This window comes from Streptomyces sp. NPDC028305 (assembly GCF_055569495.1).
The window spans coordinates 215,510-233,689 of record NZ_JBVHTN010000007.1; the positions used below are offsets into that span (position 1 = coordinate 215,510).

Annotated in this window: 12 protein-coding genes; 4 read left to right on the forward strand and 8 right to left on the reverse strand. The window is 73.8% G+C overall.

Features of this window, described 5'->3' with window-relative positions; all coding sequences use genetic code 11:
• Window positions 1-82: 82 nt before the first annotated feature.
• Window positions 83-1,120, forward strand: a complete 1,038-nt coding sequence (locus tag ACZ4WQ_RS30750; protein ID WP_394816893.1) for a PucR family transcriptional regulator — start codon at window positions 83-85, stop codon at window positions 1,118-1,120.
• A gap of 104 nt (window positions 1,121-1,224) precedes the next feature.
• On the opposite strand, the gene ACZ4WQ_RS30755 is transcribed toward ACZ4WQ_RS30750, so the two are convergent.
• Genes ACZ4WQ_RS30755 through ACZ4WQ_RS30765 form a run of 3 tightly spaced genes read right to left on the reverse strand, consistent with a single transcriptional unit; the run spans window position 1,225 to window position 4,430 of the window.
• A complete protein-coding gene (locus ACZ4WQ_RS30755) occupies window positions 1,225-2,238 on the reverse strand; it encodes an RNA polymerase sigma factor (RefSeq protein ID WP_468022591.1) in 1,014 nt (337 codons plus the stop codon).
• Window positions 2,238-3,770, reverse strand: coding sequence for a DUF1996 domain-containing protein (locus tag ACZ4WQ_RS30760; RefSeq protein ID WP_468022592.1), 1,533 nt, complete (start codon window positions 3,768-3,770; stop codon window positions 2,238-2,240). The genes ACZ4WQ_RS30755 and ACZ4WQ_RS30760 overlap by 1 nt, the downstream gene beginning before the upstream one ends.
• A 9-nt stretch (window positions 3,771-3,779) precedes the next feature.
• Window positions 3,780-4,430, reverse strand: a complete 651-nt coding sequence (locus tag ACZ4WQ_RS30765; protein ID WP_311725349.1) for a DUF4142 domain-containing protein — start codon at window positions 4,428-4,430, stop codon at window positions 3,780-3,782.
• 231 nt (window positions 4,431-4,661) lie between these two features.
• Here ACZ4WQ_RS30765 and ACZ4WQ_RS30770 point away from each other — a divergent pair, with 231 nt between their 5' ends.
• On the forward strand, window positions 4,662-5,228 hold the full coding sequence (locus ACZ4WQ_RS30770) for a hypothetical protein (RefSeq protein ID WP_468022593.1): 567 nt from the start codon (window positions 4,662-4,664) through the stop codon (window positions 5,226-5,228).
• Between the two features lie 223 nt (window positions 5,229-5,451).
• Window positions 5,452-6,789 (forward strand): phenylacetate--CoA ligase PaaK, encoded by a 1,338-nt coding sequence (gene paaK, locus ACZ4WQ_RS30775; protein WP_385336677.1) that lies wholly within the window; start codon window positions 5,452-5,454, stop codon window positions 6,787-6,789.
• A 26-nt stretch (window positions 6,790-6,815) separates the two neighbouring features.
• Here the strand turns inward: paaK and ACZ4WQ_RS30780 are convergent, their stop codons facing one another.
• Window positions 6,816-9,728 carry a SpoIIE family protein phosphatase gene (locus ACZ4WQ_RS30780; protein WP_468022594.1) on the reverse strand — a complete coding sequence of 971 codons (2,913 nt, stop codon included), beginning with the start codon at window positions 9,726-9,728 and terminating at the stop codon, window positions 6,816-6,818.
• A 178-nt stretch (window positions 9,729-9,906) separates the two neighbouring features.
• Entirely contained in the window at window positions 9,907-10,380 is a 474-nt protein-coding gene (locus ACZ4WQ_RS30785; protein WP_361188158.1) for a hypothetical protein, read from the reverse strand.
• Window positions 10,381-10,489: 109 nt separating this feature from the next.
• Here ACZ4WQ_RS30785 and ACZ4WQ_RS30790 point away from each other — a divergent pair, with 109 nt between their 5' ends.
• A complete protein-coding gene (locus tag ACZ4WQ_RS30790) occupies window positions 10,490-14,938 on the forward strand; it encodes an HAD-IC family P-type ATPase (protein ID WP_398373272.1) in 4,449 nt (1,482 codons plus the stop codon).
• Here ACZ4WQ_RS30790 and ACZ4WQ_RS30795 read toward each other — a convergent pair.
• The 3 genes from ACZ4WQ_RS30795 to ACZ4WQ_RS30805 all read right to left on the reverse strand — a co-directional run bounded on the left by ACZ4WQ_RS30795 (window position 14,935) and on the right by ACZ4WQ_RS30805 (window position 18,167).
• Window positions 14,935-16,341 (reverse strand): FAD-binding oxidoreductase, encoded by a 1,407-nt coding sequence (locus tag ACZ4WQ_RS30795; protein ID WP_385336689.1) that lies wholly within the window; start codon window positions 16,339-16,341, stop codon window positions 14,935-14,937. The two genes, ACZ4WQ_RS30790 and ACZ4WQ_RS30795, sit on opposite strands and share 4 nt — an antisense overlap.
• Before the next feature lie 71 nt (window positions 16,342-16,412).
• Window positions 16,413-17,312 carry an MBL fold metallo-hydrolase gene (locus tag ACZ4WQ_RS30800; protein WP_398373274.1) on the reverse strand — a complete coding sequence of 300 codons (900 nt, stop codon included), beginning with the start codon at window positions 17,310-17,312 and terminating at the stop codon, window positions 16,413-16,415.
• 201 nt (window positions 17,313-17,513) lie between these two features.
• Window positions 17,514-18,167 carry a LysE family translocator gene (locus tag ACZ4WQ_RS30805; RefSeq protein ID WP_398373276.1) on the reverse strand — a complete coding sequence of 218 codons (654 nt, stop codon included), beginning with the start codon at window positions 18,165-18,167 and terminating at the stop codon, window positions 17,514-17,516.
• Window positions 18,168-18,180 lie beyond the last annotated feature (13 nt).

Consider the following 18,180-nt stretch of genomic DNA (forward strand, 5'->3'; position numbering starts at 1 on the left):
CGTCCTGCGCAATGAACTCCCGTCCCTGGCCGAAGAAGTGGTTGAGACCCTTCGGCGCAGGATTCCGGGATTCGCCAACCTCTTGGAGGACACTGAGCGTGACAAGGTCCGATGGACGGTCGAACAGGCCCTCCTGACGGCTTTCGGCTACCGGTCCCCTGGCGACGAGGCCACCGAGCAAGCGGTGGCCGACGGAGCCCGGGGCCGTAAGTCCCTGACCGAGGTACCGCCCGAGCGGGCCAGGCGTGACCTCTTCGACGCCCTCGTGGGCGAAGTGCCCGTGTCCGAGCGGGCCCTGGCCGAGCTGTCCCGGGCCGCCCGCTGGCCCCTGCCCGAGACGGTTCAGGCCATCGTCCTGCCCACCCCGGGCGAGGCGCCGCAGTTGGCCGCGGTGTTCGGCGACACCCTCATCGGCGCCGTCGGCGACGAACTGTGCCTGCTGATCCCCGACCCGGTCGCGGACACCGTCCCGGACACCCTGGCCGAGCCGGCGGCGACCGCCGAGCCGGACCCCGACCGGGAGCCCGCCCCCGAGCCGGCCTCCGGGCGCGGCGCCCTGGAGACCGCGCTGCGGGGCCGCACCGCCGCCGTCGGCCATGTCGTTCCGCTGAACGACACGGCCTCCTCGGTGCGGTGGGCCCGACGGCTGCTCACCATGACCCACGCGCGCAGCGGCCCCGAGGCTCGGATACTCTTCGTGGACGATCACCTCTCGACGCTGCTCCTGCTCCAGGACGAGTCCCTGGTACGGGCGTTGGCGTCCCGGTGGCTCAAGCCGCTGGCCGGACTGACCCCCCGGCAGAGCGAGCGGCTACAGATGACCCTGCTCGCATGGCTCGAGGGCGGCGGCGCGCCCGAAGCGGCCAAGGCGCTCAAGGTGCATCCGCAGACCGTGCGCTACCGGCTGCGCCAGATCGAGAAGCTCTTCGGGCCCGGTCTGCGGGACCCGCGGATACGCTTCGAGCTGGAGATGGCGCTGCGCGGCCGCCGGCTGATGGCGCAGATGGACCGGATCCGGCGCCACTACTCCCGGGCGGTCACCCGCCGCGGCCGGGGCGCGCCGACCGGGCTGCGGCCCGTGGGCGGCATGGCGAGGGAGGCGCGCGTCAACGGACTGTGAGCGAGGGCCCGTAGGCCCCGCACACCCGACTGCCGGCCGCGAATCGCGGCCGGCAGTGCCATGTCCGGGGCCATGTCCGGGCCCGGCCCGGAGGAGCGAGTGGTTCAGCGCCGGGTGCCGGTGGACTCCGGGGCCCGAGTGGCCCCAGGCAACGCCGAGTTGAGGCCGAGCAGCTCGGTGTACGCCCGCGCGCAGAAGGAACACTCGGCCAGGTGGCGCCCGAGGCCACGGCCGCGTACCGCGCCACGCCGGACCGACGCGCCGATCATGGCGCTGAAGTGGCGGCAGCGGTCGTTGTCCGCGGACTCGGACTGCACATGGGCGCGCAGATACGCCTCGCGCAGCCCCTCACGGGCCCGGAACGCCAGGGACGTGAGACCGCTGGGCGACAGCCCCATCAGCGCGGCCACGCGCTGCGGGGAGGCGTCCTCCACCTGCGTGTGCCACAGCACGGTCCGCCACCGCGCGGGCAGCGTGCGGAAACCGCGGGCCAGCAGCCTGCGGTCCTCGTCGGCCAGCAGGCGCTGCTGGGGATCCGTCTCGGTGGTCTCCTGCCGCCACGACTCGAAGTCCGCCGTGAGCAGCACCTGGCGCTCGCCGGCGGTCCACTCGATCGCGGTGTGGCGGATGACGGTCAGCAGATACGGGCGCCAGGGGCCACGTGGACCCCCGCCCGACCGGATGGCCTGCAACGTACGAATGAACGCCTCGGACACGAGGTCCTCGGCGTCGTGGAGGGTGCGGCAGCAGGTGCGGGCGTAGGCGAGCGCCGCCTCGTGGTGGCGGCGGTAGAGGATCTCACCGGGCGTCGGGTCCATGGTGCCGAGCCGGCCTCGGTACCCGTCCTTGAGCCGCTGGGTGAGTTCCTGGTCCGTGGGCGATGCCTCACGGCCTCGGGGATCCGGCCCCGTCCGCCCGGGTAACCGCCCGGGGGTGCCCTGGGGTAACTCCTCGGGGTCGGCCCGTTCCGGGTGGCCCGGGGGGCCCGAACGCTCCGCGTGGTCCGGGTGCTGGGCGGCCGGATCGCCGCCGGCCGCGTCGTCCGCGGTCTCGTGCTGCGCGGAAACGCGGCGTGCGCCGACCGAGGAACGGTCGGCGCACGCCTGGCGTTGGGGCATCAGCCGCACTTCCGGCCGCTGTTGATGCAGTCCACCGCCTCGCTCATCAGCTTGTCCGACATCACGTTGATGAAGTCGTCGTGGTCGGTGATCGGCTTGTGCAACTGCTCGGGGAAGCCGTCGACCGCGTAGGTCTGACCCGCCGGGACCTCATAGGTGATCTTGTTCACCAGCTGGGGGATCGCCTGGAAGCCATTGGGGCAGGAGCCGTCCTGCTGGGCGAAGGCCACGTGGTCACGGTGGTTCGCGCTGTCGGCGTTCTTGCCGTCCCAGCAGCTCTGGAAGGCGAAGCTGCGCACCACATCGCTGCCCGCGGGGCAGAGCGGGTACTTGTCGGTCAGCTGGCGGTCCTCGAAGCCGGTGCAGCTCCAGTGGGCGTTGGCGTTGGCCGTGCCGTTGGTGAACGCCTTGGCGTCACCGGTGATGATCCGCAGGAAGCGGGGCATCGCCGTGACCTTGCCGACCGGGTTGCCCTTGAACTCGAGTGTGGAGCTCTTGGCGGTCAGGATCCGGCCGACGTTGCCCTCCAGGCCGCCGCCGAGCTGGTTGGCGTCCTTCTCCTGGGTGCCGTCCTGAACCCGGACCACCGGCCAGTAGTACGTGGACTGGTCGCCGTTGGTGCAGGTGGTGTCGCCCGCGGCCAGGCTGTCGTTGGTGGAGTTGGCGCTCGTGGTCTTGTTGCCCACGTAGTCGTGGGTGTGGTGGGCGCCGTTGCCCACGCCGGGCGCGACGATCACGTTGTCGGTGTTCCGGATGCCCTGCTCGTTGACACCGCACTTCGACTCGAAGCTGCCGGTCGACGCGCCGCCCTGGTTCTGCGGCTCCTTGACGTTGGGCTGCACCTTCGTGATGTCGACGAAGTCGTCCTGCGAGGGGCCGTTGCCCTGCTGTCCGCCGTTGCCACCCTGGTTGTTGCCACCCTGCTGGCCGCCCTGCTGCTGGCCGCCACCTTGCTGGTTGCCGCCCTGCTGCTGGCCGCCCTGCTGGTTCCCGCCCTGGTTGTTTCCGCCCTGCTGGTTGCCGCCTTGCTGGTTGCCCTGCTGGCCGCCGCCCTGCTGGTTGCCGCCCTGGCCGTTGCCACGGCCCTTCCCGGCGAAGTTGGTCTGCATCTTGCAGGCGCTCATCTGCTCGAGGCCCGCCGGGCGTTGGGAGCCGCGGCCGATGGCGGTCCCGATGCGGTCCAGGGTGGCCGTGCGCTGCTGCTGGAGCGTGGTGAGCACGGAGTCCGTGCCCGCCTCCTTCTTGGCCATCCGCTGGTAGGCGTTGGCCACCTGGGTGTCCAGCTCGGCCAGGTTCCTGTCGACCTCGGCACGGGCCTGACGGGGCACGGTGTTGAGCTTCTGGCCCACGTCGGGGCAGCTGATCGTGCCCGCCGTAGCCGACAGCGTCCGGTCCTGGCCGGAGCTCTTGTCGCCGCTCGCGGACGCGTTCGCCGCGATGATGGCCGCCCCGCCGCCGCCGAGCGCCAGCGCGGCCACGATGGCCACGGTCTTGTTCGTGAAACGCCCGCGTTTATGGGTCTGTTGCCTCATGAGATCACTTCACTTTGTGTTGAGGGCCTCGAAGTCGACAAGTCCGGTGTCCTCAAGGACCGTGATGTGGTCGAGAACGACTGCGTTGGCCCTTGTCGCGAGGGACCTGACCATGGAGTTCTCGCTCTGCGCCCGTACCTGAGCGACCAGGCCGAAGACCTTTCCGTGCGCGGCGCGCAGGAGGTTGGCGAACAGCTGCTGGAACTCGGCCGGTGACGCGGCGCTGGTCATCTGGTTGAGCCAGCCCTGCTGCTGCTCATTGGGCTGGGTGGGCAGGGGGATTCCGAGAGCCTGGCCCACCTCGTTGGATCGGCGGTCCAGCTCGGTGTGGCCCTCGATGAGGTGTTCGCCCGCGGTCTTCACGGCGTCGGTGTTACCGCGCTCCTGCGCCATGCGCCCCGAGGGCAGCTCCCACAGGCCGGCGAGCTTGACCTTGCGGACGAAGTCCCTGTCGACCGCGGTGAGCGGTCCGTATTGCGTACTGATGGTTCCTTTACCGTCGTCGATGACCCCGCTCGGGAGCGCTGCGGCGCTGCTTTGGCCGAACAGGCTCACGGGGATGAGCAGTGCCGCGAGCGTCATCGCGAGCGCACCAATGATGAGCCCGGTCCCGATCGTGCGGCTGGAAGCAATGGATCTGCTGATGATGGCTGATCGCACAGCGCCCTCCTTGGTTCGGAGTGACACCGGACGCTAGTGCCTGGTGTGGCCCGGGAGTGGAGAGCTCATCACCAATGAATAAAAGCCTGACAGCGATCTCTACTTGCTGGTACCCTCCCAAACTTTTGCCCTCCGCCCGCCCGGGCCGCTGCCTCCGGTCCTCGCGGCGGCGCGCGAAGGAATTCCCGGAACCGGTGAACGGCCCGCGCCCCGCCTACGTATGGGATGGGTGTGAAGCCCGAGCACGCACCGCGAAGGTGCTTCCCGGAAGACGTCTCCCGTTCGGCGTTCGGCCCCGCCGCCGTGGCCCCGCGCCCCCGGCCGCCGGCCCCGCCGCGCCGCCGGATCGCCGCCGTGGCCCCGGCCGTGGTGGCGGTGGCGCTGCTGGCCGCCGGGTGCGGGTCGGACGCCGACTCCGACAAGGCGGCGATCGACCGCGGCGGAAAGGCCAAGCCGAGCGCGAGCGCCCCGGCCGCCCGGCCGGCCAGCGTGGAGAAGCTGGCCGGGACCATGGGGTGCAAGCCGGAGATCACCACGGATGTCGACGACTACCGTCAGGGCGTCTGCCACGCGGGCAAGAAGAACTATGTCTTCCTCAGCTTTGTGACCACCAAGGGGCAGCGCGACTGGCTCGGCTACGCCCAGATGTACGGCGGGACGTATCTGGTCGGCAACCGCTGGGTGGTCTCGGCGGAGTCCATGCGCACGCTGAAGGAGGCCCGGGGCAAGCTGGGCGGCACCATCGAGGAGTCCGCCGCGTACGGGGCGTCCCCGACGGCCGGGGCGCCCTCGCCCTGACCGCGCTGAGGAGTCGACCGGATCTTGCGCCGATCCATCCCGTTTGTTCCCTCTGTCTGTCCCCTATATAGGGCCCTTCTGCGGGGCCCTCCGCAGCGTCCCCATATATAGGGGACAAGAGGGCGGCCGCGCCGACCCTTGACAGCCCGGTCGGCTGCTGGATTACTTGATCGCGTCGCGCGCTAAACCGAATGGTCGGTCGGCTCCTTGGGGTGGTGCCAGCATGACGGATTCGACGACTGCCGCGGGTGGCGGACGCAGACTGGGGTCCCCGCCGCCGGCCGAGCTCCTCGACGCCGCCGAACGGATGGGGCCGGAAGAGCTGCGCGAGACTCAGCTCGCCCGGCTGCGGGCCACCCTCAGGCGGGTCCACGACCATGTCGAGCCGTACCGGAGGAAGTTCCGCGCGGCCGGCGTCGAACCCGAGGACTGCCGCACGCTCGCGGACCTGGCCCGCTTCCCCCTCACCACCAAGGCCGATCTGCGCGACGCCTACCCCTTCGGCATGCTCGCCGTGGACCGCTCCCGGCTGCGCCGCGTCCATGCCTCCAGCGGCACCACCGGCCGCCCCACCGTCGTCGGCTACACCGAGAACGACCTGTCCATGTGGGCCGAGGTGGTCGCCCGCTCGCTGCGCGCGGCCGGCGGACGCCCCGGCCAGATGGTGCACATCTCCTACGGCTACGGCCTGTTCACCGGCGGCCTCGGTGCCCACTACGGCGCCGAGCGCCTCGGCTGCGCCGTCGTCCCCGCCTCCGGCGGGATGACCGCCCGCCAGGTGCGGATCATCGAGGACTTCGGGCCCGAGGTCATCATGGTCACCCCCTCCTACATGCTCACCCTCCTCGACGAGTTCGAGCGCCAGGGCATCGACCCGCGCACCACCTCCCTCAAGGTCGGCGTCTTCGGCGCCGAGCCGTGGACGGAGGAGATGCGCCGGGAGATCGAGGAGCGCGCCGGCCTCCACGCGGTGGACATATACGGGCTGTCCGAGGTGATCGGCCCGGGGGTGGCCCAGGAGTGCGTGGAGACCAAGGACGGGCTGCATGTGTGGGAGGACCACTTCTACCCCGAGATCGTGGACCCGGTCACCGGCGAGCCGGTGGCCGCAGGCGAGGAGGGCGAGCTGGTCCTGACCTCGCTGACCAAGGAGGCCCTGCCCGTCATCCGCTACCGCACCGGCGATCTGACCCGGCTGCTGCCCGGCACGGCCCGGCCCGCGTTCCGCCGCATCCAGAAGATCACCGGCCGCTGCGACGACATGATCATCCTGCGCGGGGTGAACCTCTTCCCCAGCCAGATCGAGGAGATCGTGCTGCGCACCCCCGGCGTCGCCCCCCACTTCCAGCTGCTGCTGACCCGGCGCGGCCGGATGGACCACCTGACGGTGCGGGCCGAGGCGCGCCCCGGCGCCACGCCCGAGGCGCGCGCGGCGGCCGAGCGGGCCATCGCCCAGGCGGTCAAGGACGGGGTGGGGCTGACCGTCGAGGCGGAGGTCGTGGAGCCGGAGTCGCTGGAGCGCTCCGTCGGAAAGATCCGCCGGGTCAAGGATCTGCGCTGACGGCCCACCAGGTCGGCGCGCCCAGGTCAGCGCGCCCCGCCGCGGGGCAGCGGCTGCTCGGTCCAGATCACCTTGCCGTGCTCGGTGTAGCGGGTGCCCCAGCGCTGGGCGAGCTGGGCGACCAGGAACAGCCCGCGGCCGCCCTCGTCGGTGGTGCGGGCCCGGCGCAGCCGAGGGGAGGTGCTGCTGCCGTCGGCCATCTCGCAGATCAGCGCGCGCTCGCGCAGCAGCCGCAGCTGTAGCGGTTCGCGGCCGTACCGGATGGCGTTGGTGACCAGCTCGCTGACGATCAGCTCGGTGGTGAACGCCGGCTCCTCCAGTCCCCACTCGGTCAGCCGGTCCAGGACCTCCTGGCGCGCCCGGGAGACCTCGGCCGGGTCCGCGGGCAGGTCCCAGACGGCGACCTGGTCGTCGGCCAGGGCCCGGGTGCGGGCCACGAGCAGCACCACATCATCCGCGGGACGGTCCGGCAGCAGGGACTCCAGGGCGTCGCAGGCCTGTTCCGGCGTACGGCCCGCGCGGGCGAGGACGGTCCGCAGCCGCTCGAAGCCGACCTCCGCGTCACGGCCGGTGGCGCCGGTGAGCAGGCCGTCGGTGTAGAGCACCAGCAGGCTGCCCTCGGGGACCGCGAAGTCGGCGGTCTCGAACGGCAGGCCGCCCACGCCGAGCGGCGGCCCCGGGGGCACGTCGGGGAACTCCACGGTGCCGTCGGGCAGGACGAGGGCGGGCGGCGGGTGTCCGGCCCGGGCGGCGGTGCAGCGGCGGGTCACCGGGTCGTAGACGGCGTACAGACACCCGGAGCCGACGATGCCCGGCTCATGCCCCGAGTCCGCTGTATCCGGCCCTGCTGCGGATGCGGTCCCTCCGGTGGACGGTGCGTCCGCGGCAGGCCCCTCCGCGCCCATGCCGTCCCAGCCCATCGCCTCCGGGTCCAACCGGCAGACCAGGTCGTCGAGTTGGGTGAGGACCTCGTCGACGGCCAGATCCAGCGCCGAGAAGTTGTGGACCGCGGTACGCAGCCGCCCCATGGTCGCCGTCGCGTGCAGACCGTGCCCGACCACATCGCCGACCGCCAGGGCCACCCGGGCCCCGGACAGCGGGATCACATCGAACCAGTCGCCCCCGACCCCTGTCGTCGCGGGCCGATAGCGGTGGGCGGCCTCCACCGCGTGCTGCGCGGGCAGGCCGCGGGGGAGCAGGCTGCGCTGGAGCGCCAGGGCGGTCGCGTGCTCGCGGGTGAAGCGCCTCGCGTTGTCGATGCACACGGCGGCGCGGCTGACCAGGTCCTCGGCCAAGGACAGATCGTCTTCCTCGAAGGGCTGCTTGAGCGCGGAGCGGTAGAACCCGGCCACACCCAGGACGACGCCCCGGGCCCGCATCGGCACCGCGATCAGCGAGTGGATCCCGGCCCGCAGCACCCGCCCGCCGCGGTTGGGGTCGTGGGCCAGCCAGCCGTGGGCCTCGTGCAGATAGGGCTCGAGCACGGGGTCGCCGGTGGCGAGCGCGCGGGCCTGCGGCGTCGACGGGGCGTAGCCGACCGCCTCGCCCACCGGATACAGATGGGACGCCACGCCCGCCCCCGCCATCGCCACCCGGCGCAGCGGGCCGTCGGTCCGTACCGGCTCCTCGCCGCGCAGCACACAGTCCGGCAGATCCACGACGACGTAGTCGGCGAACCGCGGCACGGCCACCTCGGTCAGCTCCTCGGCGGTGCGGGTGACGTCCAAGGTGGTGCCGACCGTGACCCCCGCCTCGCACAGCAGCCCCAGCCGCTCCCGGGCCAGCAGCGCCAGCCGGCTGACACCGGGCTCCCCGACGGCCAGCGGCTCGCCCCGGGGCTGCTCGCCGAACGGCGCGGGGGCGTCGGCGGAGCGGGCGGTGGGGACGAGCGTCTCCGGGACCAGAATCTCCGGGCCGGGCATTTCGCGGACGGGCGTGTCGGGGCCGGGGGTGTCGGGGGCGGGTGTTCCCGGGGCGAGCGGTGCGTGGGCGAGGGGGACCGCGCCCGGTCCGCCCGGCGGACCCATGGCGTCGGGGGAGCCCAGGCTGTCCTGCGGGGCGCATCGGTACAGCCCGCCGACGCCGGCAAGCACGGCCTCCACGAGGAAGCCCGTCGCCCCCGACCGGCTCCGCGCCTCGCGGCACCACAGGGTGACGCCCCGGCCCCCGGGGAGCCACGCCTCCGCCACCCCGGCGTGGCCCGCGGCGATCAGCTGCATGGCCAGCTCCTCCAGGACCAGCCGGTCCCGTCGGCCGAGGGCGTCGGCGGCCTCCCGGGGGCGGCCCCGGGGGAAGGCGGCGAGCAGGGCCCGCTCGCGGGCGGTGATCCGGTCGAGCAGCCGCTGCTCCACGTCGACCGCCGCCTGATGGACCAGGCCCAGCATGGACGCGTCGGCATGGCGGTGGTTGCAGGTCAGGTCCAGCGCGCCGAGGACCCGCCCGCTCAGGGGGTCGCGGATGGGGGCGGCGGCGCAGGCGAACTGCCGCATGATGTCGGCGAAGTGCTCCCGGCCGCAGACGAAGGCGGGCTGCCGGGCCGCGAGCGCGGTGCCCATGCCGTTGGTGCCGGTGAGCTCCTCGGAGAAGGCGAAGCCGGGGGCGAGGTTCAGGGAGTCCAGAAAGCGGTTGAGCGAGTGCTCGCCGACCCGGCGCTCCAGTACCCGGGCGTCCTGGTCGCACAGGACCGCGCTCACCCGGATGCCCGAGACCTGGGTCTCGAGCCGGTCCAGCACCGGCCGGGCGGCATCGGCGAGGCTGCCGCCGAGGTCCAGCTCCGTGTGGTACAGCACCTCGACGTGGTCGGCCGCGATGCCCAGCGACCGGCAGCGCTCCCAGGAGCTGAGGATCGGCGGACGCACGGCGCGCCTGACGAGCCTCCCCGCCAGAAAACGGTCATGGGCATCGGTGAGGGCGGCGGTGTCGTCCCAGCTGACGGGCACATCATCACTTCCCCGAGGAAAAACTCCCTCTTTCGAGGTTCAAGTTTCGCCCCAAAGCGTGCTATATGCCAGCATGACGGGCGATATGGCAAAGACCCGGCAAAACCATGCGACGGACCGCCCCCGGGGGCTTCGCCCCTGGGCCCCCGAGGGCTGGGGCGGAGCCCCGGTTCGCGGCTCAGGCCGCCCGGGCGGCGGTCCGGCGGGCGGTGGAGGGGGGTGCCATGGCGCCGCCGCGGCGCAGCACCGCGTAGCCGATGCCGATGCCCACGGCCACCGGCCATTCGAGCGCGTCCGCGGCGCCCAGCAGCCCCAGGCCCACATACAGCGGCAGACCGCCCTTGGCGGGCAGCCACCGGCGGGCCACCGCCACCGGCAGCAGCGCCGCGTCGGCCAGGCCGCCCGCCACGCGCCCCGCCGAGGGGACGGTGATGGTGATGGACCGCTGACCGTCGGCCGCGGCCTTGGTGACCTTCCCGGCCTTCGCCACGGCCTTGGTGCCTTTCGCCGCGGCCGTGGTCTTCGCGGCCGGTGCGGTCTTCCGCTGGGTCGTCGCCTTCCGCTCTGTTGTCGCCTTCCGCCGGGGCGCTGTCTTCGTCTTGTCCGAGGACCCGCGCTTGCGGGAAATGGTGGGAGTACTCACAGATCTCACGTCCACACATGGTTGACGTTTCGGTAATTACTCACTTTTCAGGGTAATCGGGATTCATCTTCCGCCGAATGGGGGCGGCTGCCGGGCGACGTCTAGGGAGGCCGCGTCGATGTCAGCGTCATCACGTTCGGGGCTGTCAGGACTGCCGGGGCTGCCAGGGTTGCGCATCCCGGTGGTCACCCCGCTGCTGACGCCGCTCACCAGCGGCGTGACCGCCGGCGTGCGCGGCGCGGCCGGGCTGGTCGGGCGGCTGGCCAGGCTGCCGCGGCGCGGGGTGTGGTCCCACCCCGGGCGCTGCTATATCGAGGTCCGGGGGGTGCACGGCATCGGGGGCGAGCGCGTGGGCCACCGCGTGGAGAGAGCGCTCGAGTCACACCCCCGCGTCCGGTGGGCGCGGGTCAACGCGCCCTCCGAACGCGTCGTGGTGTCGGTCTCCTCCCCGCCGCCGCGCGAGTCCGAGCTGGTCGCCCTGGTCGAGCAGGCCGAGGAACTGGCAGCCGCCGTCGCGGGGGAGTTCGACGAGTGGCTCCCGGAGCCGCAGCACCCGTCCGAGGGGCCCAACACGCCCGAGTCCGTGTCCGCGCTGACCGCGGACGCCGTGGGTCTGACGCTGGCCACCGCGCTGCGCCTGGCCCCCTGGCTCAAACTGCCCCACGAGGTGGGCGCGCTGGCCTCCCTGCTCCAGCACCACCCCCGGATCCGCCGGCTGGCCGCGGCGATCGGCGGCGCAGAACGGGCCGACTCGGTTCTGACCGCGATGAGCGCCCTGACCCAGGGCGTGGCCACCCGCGGCGGAGGGCTCGCGCTGGACGTGATCGAGCGCCTGGCGCAGTGGCGGGAGGCCGCCGCGGAGAGCGAGGCATGGGAGGCGGCGGAGCCGCGGCTGGTGCACGGGCCGCGGGACGTCGTGGCCGAGCCGATCGTCGTCGAGCGCCCCGGACCGCCCCCGAGGGACGCGACCACGCGTTACGCGGAGCGGTCCCTGCGGGCCGGGGCGGTCGCCGGCGCCCTCGCCGTGCCGTTCGCCGGCCCCCGCCGCGGCCTGGCCGTGGCGCTGGCCTCCATCCCCAAGGCGCCGGGGGCGGGCAGGGAGGGCTTCGCGACCAACCTCGGCCGCTTCCTCGCGCTGCGCGGCGTGGTGGCCATGGACCGCGGCGCGCTGCGGCGGCTCGGCCAGGTCGACACCGTGGTGCTGGACGAGGAGGCGCTGCGCGGCGACCGGTACGAGCCCATCGACATGGAAGTGCTCGGCGGGGCCGAGGCCCCGCAGGTCGCCGAGCGGCTGTTCGAACTCTTCGACTCCGACGGCCCTCTCGAAGTCCGCCGCAACGGCCAGGGCTGGGCGCTGGGGCCGCCGGACCGGCTCGACCTGACGGGCCGTACGGGCGGCCAGGCCGCCGCCAGGCTGCGCGGCAAGGGCAGCGAGCGCGTCCTCGGCCTGGCCAAGGGGAGCCGTCTGCGGGCCGTGGTGGGGCTGGCCGCGCAGACCGCCCCGGGCGCCGAGGCCGTGGCGGCCGCCGCCCGCCGGGCGGGCGCCCGCGTCGTCCTGGCCACCGATCGGCCGCACCCGGCGTTCGCCTTCGCCGACGCGGTGGTGCCCGCCGGAGGGCGCCTCGTGGCCTCGGTGCGCGCATTCCAGGCGGACGGTGCGGTGGTGCTGCTGCTGTCCGGCAACCGCCGGGCGCTGGGCGCCGCCGACTGCGGCATCGGCACCCACCGCGAGGGCGAGCCCCCGGCCTGGGGAGCGCATCTGCTGGTCGGCGCGGACCTGGAGTCGGCCGGGGTGATCGTGGACGCGGTCGGGGTGGCTGCCCGGGTCGACCGGGACAGCGCCATGCTCGCGGCGGGCGGCAGCGGCGTCGGCGCCGTCGCCGCCCTCAAGGCCCCCCGCCGGCAGTCCGCCGCGCGCGCCACTGGCGCCAGCAACGTCGCCGGGACCATCGCCTTCTGCATGGGCAACTGGCGCGCCCAGCAACTGATAGCGCGCCCCCTGGCGCCGCCGGTGACCTCCGTCCCCTGGCATCTGATGCCCGTCCGGCGCGTCCTGGAACGCCTGGGCACCCGGACCGAGGGGCTCACCACCGCCGAGGCCGCCACCCGTGCCCGCGGCGCCCCGAGCGCCGGTGAGCCGACCGGTACCAGCCTGCCCTCGGCGTTCATCGAGGAGCTGGCCAACCCCCTCACCCCGGTGCTCGCCGCCGGGGCCGCGCTCGCCGCGGCCGTGGGATCGCGCACCGACGCCGCGCTGGTGGCCGCGATCACCGGCACCTCCGCGCTGGTCGGCGGGGTCCAGCGGGTCAGGACCGAGCGTGCCCTGGCGGAGCTGTTCTCCCGCTCGGCCATCGGCGCGCGGGTACACCGCGGCGGCACCGAGCGGCTGGTCGCCGCCGGGGACCTGGTGCCCGGCGACATCATCGCGCTGCGCCCCGAGGACGTGGTGCCCGCCGACTGCCGGCTGCTGGAGGCCGAGGGCGTCGAGGTCGACGAGTCCTCGCTGACCGGCGAGTCCCTTCCCGTGCCCAAGGATCCGGCGCCGGTGACCGCCGCGCACATCACCGGGCGCCGCTCGATGCTCTATGAGGGCACCACCGTCTCCGCCGGGCGGGCGGTGGCCGTCGTGGTGGCCACCGGCACCTCCACCGAGGTCGGCCGCAGCCTCGCCACCGCGCGTCAGGCCGCGCCCGTCACCGGCGTGGAGGCCCGGCTGACCAAGCTCACCCGGGCCAGCCTGCCCATCGCCCTCGGCTCCGCGTCCGCGGTGTCCGTGGCCGGGCTGCTGCACGGCCGCAAGTTGACCGACACGCTCGCCCAGTCGGTGAACCTCGCCGTCGCCTCCGTACCCGAAGGGCTGCCGTTCCTGGTCAACGTGGCCCAGCTCGCCGCCGCCCGCCGCCTGGCCGACCTCGGCGCGCTGGTGCGCAACCCCCGCACCATCGAGGCGCTCGGCCGCGCCGATGTCCTGTGCTTCGACAAGACCGGCACCCTCACGGAGGGCAATCTGCAACTCGCGGCCGTCGGCGACGGGGAGGTCGAACTTCCCGCCGACCGGCTGGACAACCCGCGCAAGGCGGTGCTCGCCGCCGCGCTGCGCGCCACCCCGCCCGCCCGGCAGGCGGAACCCATGGCCCACCAGACCGACCGCGCGGTGATGGCCGGAGCCCGCCGCGCGCGCGTCGCCGTACGACACGGCGCCCCCCGCTGGCGGCGCACCGACGCCCTGCCCTTCGAGCCGTCCCGGGCCTATCACGCCACCGCCGGGCGCGACTCGCACGGCCTGGTCCTGAGCGTGAAGGGCGCACCGGAGAACGTGCTGCGCCGCTGCGCCCGCCGGCGGACCCGGGACGCGGAGGCCCCGCTGGACCCCGCCGCCGTCGAGCAGCTCACCGGCCGCGCCGAGGAGCTCGCCGGGGCCGGCCGCCGGGTGCTGGCCGTGGCCGAGCGCCCCATGGCGGACGACGAGGAGCTCACCGACGAGACCGTGCGGGACCTGGTGTTCCTCGGGTTCATCGCGCTGGCCGACCCGGTCCGCACCAGCGCCGCCCCCGCCACCAGGCGGCTCCACGAGGCGGGCGTGCACACGGTGATGCTCACCGGCGACCACCCGGCCACCGCGGACGCCATCGCGGCGACCGTCAGCGACGTCCCGGAGCCGAAGGTGTGCACGGGGCCCGAGCTGGACGAGCTCGACGACGCGGCCCTCGACGAACTGCTGCCCACCGTCGATGTGATCGCCCGGTGCAGCCCGCACCACAAGGTCCGCATCGTCCAGGCCTACCAGCGCCTGGGGCGGGTCGTGGCGATGACCGGCGACGGGGCCAACGACGCGCCCGCCATCCGCCTCGCGGACATCGGGATCGCCCTCGGCCGGCGCGGCACGCCCGCCGCCACCGCCGCGGCCGACCTGGTCGTCGGCGACGACCGCCTGGAGACCATCGTCTCGGCGCTGATGGAGGGGCGGGCCATGTGGGCCTCGGTGCGGGCCGCGCTCGCCATCCTCATCGGCGGCAACCTCGGGGAGGTCACCTTCAGCGTGGTCACCGCCGCGCTCACCGGCGGCACACCGCTGAGCGCCCGGCAGATCATGCTGGTCAACCTGCTCACCGACCTCGCGCCCGCGCTCGCCATCGCGGTGCGCGAGCCGACCGGCCACACCGGCGAGCGGCTGCTGCGCGAAGGGCCGCACCGCTCCCTCGGCACCGCCCTGACCCACGAGATGCTGCTGCGCGGCGTCATCACGGCCCTCGGTGCGGGCATGGCCTGGACCGGCGCGCGGCTCACCGGCCGGGGACGCCGCGCGAGCACGGTCGCGCTCGTCGCCCTGGTCGGCACCCAGCTCGCCCAGACCCTGGCCACCGGCGGCCTGGACCGGCACGTCCTGATCGCGGGGCTCGGCTCCGCCGCCGTCCTCGCGGGCATCGTCCAGACGCCGGGCGTCAGCCAGTTCTTCGGCTCCACCCCGCTGGGGCCCGTGGCATGGGGCATCACCCTCGGCTCGATCGCCACGGCCACCCTGGTCGGCGCGGCGCTGACCCCGCTGATGCGCACGCTGTCGGACTAGAGCGGGGCTGGGCCCGGGCCCAGGTACGAGTGGAAGGCGCCGTCGGGGTCGTACCGCGCCCGTACCTCCCGCAGCCGCCGCCAGTCGGCCGGGGTGTACGACCGCTCGGCGCGGTTGGGGGCGGCGGTGAGGTCGGCCTCGGCGATGTAGTGCCCGGCGCCCAGCGGCTCCACCCGGCGCATCGCCTCCCGCAGCCACCGCGCATTCGCCCCGTCCCGGCCCGGGTCGTCCCACACCGCGTACGGCACGACGTACGACCTGCCGAGGACCGAGAACGCCATGTCGCCCAGCAGCCGCTCGTCCCGGGAGGCGGGCCGGAACGGCGCCAGGACGGACGACTTGCCGGAAGGCGCGGCGGCGATGGCGTCGGCGAGCGGGGCCAGCAGTGCCCCCAGGTCGTCGTCGGACCACAGGGTGTCCGCCGCGAAGCGGTGCTTGGCGGGCCAGGCCGACGAGGCGCCGCCGGACAGCGTGGCGAAGGAGGCCGGCTCGCTCTCGCGGCGAAACAGCGCCCGTGCCACGACGGGGCAGCTCCGCAGGGGCTCGGTGAGGCGGACGGCCTCCTCCCACGAGTCCGCGAACGCCACGGCGGACACGGTGATCACCGGGGGTCTGGGGGCTGCGGGGCAGACGGCCGGGTCGGCCGTGGCGAGCTGGATCGTCAGCTCCACCTCGGCCGGGAGCTCCTCCGAAACCCCGGAGATGTGCCCCGCCACCTCCTCGGTGTCGGCGAGGGGGAAGGCGTAGGAAGTCGTCGCGACGGCCCCGGGCAGCGGGTGCAGGGCGAGGTCGAAGCCGGTGACGACGGCGAAGAAGCCGGGCCCCGCGCCCCGCGCCGCCCAGAACAGATCCGCGTTCTCCCCGGCGTCGCACCCGACCACCTCGCCGTCCGCGGTGACGGCCTCGACGCGCCGGACGCCCGCGCAGGCCGGGCCCCAGGCTCCGGAGTTCCAGCCGAGGCCGCCGCTGAGGAGATAGCCGCCCATCGCCACCGACTCGCAGTGCCCCGTGGCGTACGCGAGGCCGTAGCGGGCCAGCCGGGCGGCGAGTTCCCCGCCCGTGACCCCCGGCTGCACATGGGCCGTCCGGGCCGCCGGGTCGATCACGTACCGGCGCAGCCCGGAGAGGTCGATGAGCATTCCGCCCTCGCGCAGCGACGAGCCGCACCAGCTGTGCCCGCCCGCCCGTACGGCGATCCGCATGCCGCTCGCGCGGGCCAGCAGCACCGCTTCGGGAACGTCCCGCTCGGAGGCGGCGACCACGATGACGTCCGGGGACCGGGACGGTGTCAGCTCGTTCCACACCATGCTCGCGCGGAGCTTCTCGTAGCCGGGGTCGCCCCGCCGGACGACCGCCCCCTCGATGGCTCGAGCCCGGCCCCGGACCTGCGGGTATCTGCTCATACCGCCCTCCTGGGGAGCGGGGGGAGAGGCAGTGGCGTGAGCGCCGGAATGCTGTGTTCCAGCCTATCGGGTCACCAGCGGACGGCGGAGAAGTCGATCGGCTGGGGCCGCAGCGCCCGCACACGGTCCGTCAGCCCCGCCAGGCGGCGGGTCATTTCGTCGGCGGGCAGCCGCCTGCGGTCCCCGTGGCCGGGCAGCAGCCACTCGAAGCGCAGGTGCGGCGCCGAGCGGGCCAGGGACGCGGCGAGCTCCTCGATCGAGTACCAGGTCACGCTCTCCACGACCTCGATGTCCTCCGTGGTGCGCGACCAGTACAGGCTGTCGCCGCTGAAGCAGTACCGGTCGTCCGCGAGGTAGAGCACGCTGCCCTCGGTGTGCCCGGGCAGCGGATGGGCGACCAGGCCGTCGGCGACCTCGACCGGCTCGGTGCCGCGCAGCACCCGGTCGGCGTCCGGGGCGGCGGCGAGGTCGCCCTCGTGGATCCACAGCCGGGCGCCGAGGCGGTCGGCCCAGCGGCGGCCGTGCGCGGCGTGGTCGCGGTGGGTGAGCAGTACCTCGGTCACCGGGCCGAGCGCCGCGTACCGCTCCGCCAGCGCCTCGCTCCAGCGCGGCGTGTCCACCATGACGTTTCCCGACGGGCGGCGCAGTAGATAGGAATTGGCCGCGGCGGTCTGCGTGGAGTTGTGTCCGCACAGGTACACGGAGTCGTCCAGGGCCATCGGAAACGGGTCGAGCTCCGGGTCGAGCCGCCGGGACGGCGGGCGGATCGACCGGACGTGGCAGGCGTACGCGGCGGTGTGCAGCAGCCTGTTCTCGGCCTCGTCGCGCGGCTGGCGCAGCACCCGCGAGCGGCCGTCGGCAGCCTCGCCGATCAGCCCGGGGGCGAGCTGCCGGGCCACATCGCAGTTCGTGCAGCGGTCGTCCACGTACCAGCCGTTCTGTCCGCCGTCCGGCCGCGCTGTGTCGCTCATGGTCGAAGGTCCTCCCGACGTCGCCGATCACGGCCGGTGTCCGGCCGCTCACTTCATGGATATCCCGGTTCGGACGAAAACCGGAAGAGGGGCCGGACCTTGTTGTTTTCCGGGGAGGGGACTCTGAGCAGCCACGGCACGGGCAGGAGATCGGCTATATTTCGCCGCCTTTTGTCGCTCCCTTGTCGCCTGCTTCGCCGCTCAGCGGCTGTCGAGCGCCAGACGGACGGCGAGACCGCCGAAGACCACGGCCGACGCCCGCTCCAGCCGGCGGCGGAACGAGGGCCGGCTGAGGAGCTTGTCGGCCAGGCTCCCGGCGGCCAGCCCGACCGTGGCGTCCACCGGCAGCCCGATCATGATGAACAGCCCGCCCAGGGTCAGCAGCTGTAGCCACACCGGCCACGCCGCATCGCCCACGGTGAGGAACTGCGGCAGAAACGCCAGGTAGAAGAGGATGACCTTGGGATTGGCCACATTGGTCAGCGTCGCCATCAGGTAGAGCTTGCGCAGCGGCCGCCGGGGCGCGGTGGCGGTGGCGTCGGCAGTGTCCTGCTCCCCGCCCGGCGTACGGCGACCTGCCCGCCAGGAGGTGACGGCGAGGTAGATCAGAAACACCGCGCCCGCCAGCCGCACCACCTCCAGCGCCTCAGGGGCGGCCCGGAACAGCGCGCTCAGGCCGAGCGCCGCGGCGAGCGTGTGCACGGCCAGACCGGTCGACATGCCGAGGGCGGCCACCACCCCGGCGCGGCGGCCTCCGGACGTGGCGTTGGCCACGATGAAGAGCATGTCCGGGCCTGGGGCGACGCTGAGCAGGAACGCGGCCGCCACGAAGGCGGCGATCAGGGAGAGGTCCATGGCCGGAGTATCA

What these genes read in the sequence shown, in the direction of transcription:
- ACZ4WQ_RS30755 (WP_468022591.1), bottom strand. Translation starts at nt 2,238, where the DNA reads ATGCCCCAACGCCAGGCGTGCGCCGACCGTTCCTCGGTCGGCGCACGC.
- ACZ4WQ_RS30760 (WP_468022592.1), bottom strand. Translation starts at nt 3,770, where the DNA reads ATGAGGCAACAGACCCATAAACGCGGGCGTTTCACGAACAAGACCGTG.
- paaK (WP_385336677.1), top strand. Translation starts at nt 5,452, where the DNA reads ATGACGGATTCGACGACTGCCGCGGGTGGCGGACGCAGACTGGGGTCC.
- ACZ4WQ_RS30790 (WP_398373272.1), top strand. Translation starts at nt 10,490, where the DNA reads ATGTCAGCGTCATCACGTTCGGGGCTGTCAGGACTGCCGGGGCTGCCA.
- ACZ4WQ_RS30795 (WP_385336689.1), bottom strand. Translation starts at nt 16,341, where the DNA reads ATGAGCAGATACCCGCAGGTCCGGGGCCGGGCTCGAGCCATCGAGGGG.
- ACZ4WQ_RS30800 (WP_398373274.1), bottom strand. Translation starts at nt 17,312, where the DNA reads ATGAGCGACACAGCGCGGCCGGACGGCGGACAGAACGGCTGGTACGTG.
- ACZ4WQ_RS30805 (WP_398373276.1), bottom strand. Translation starts at nt 18,167, where the DNA reads ATGGACCTCTCCCTGATCGCCGCCTTCGTGGCGGCCGCGTTCCTGCTC.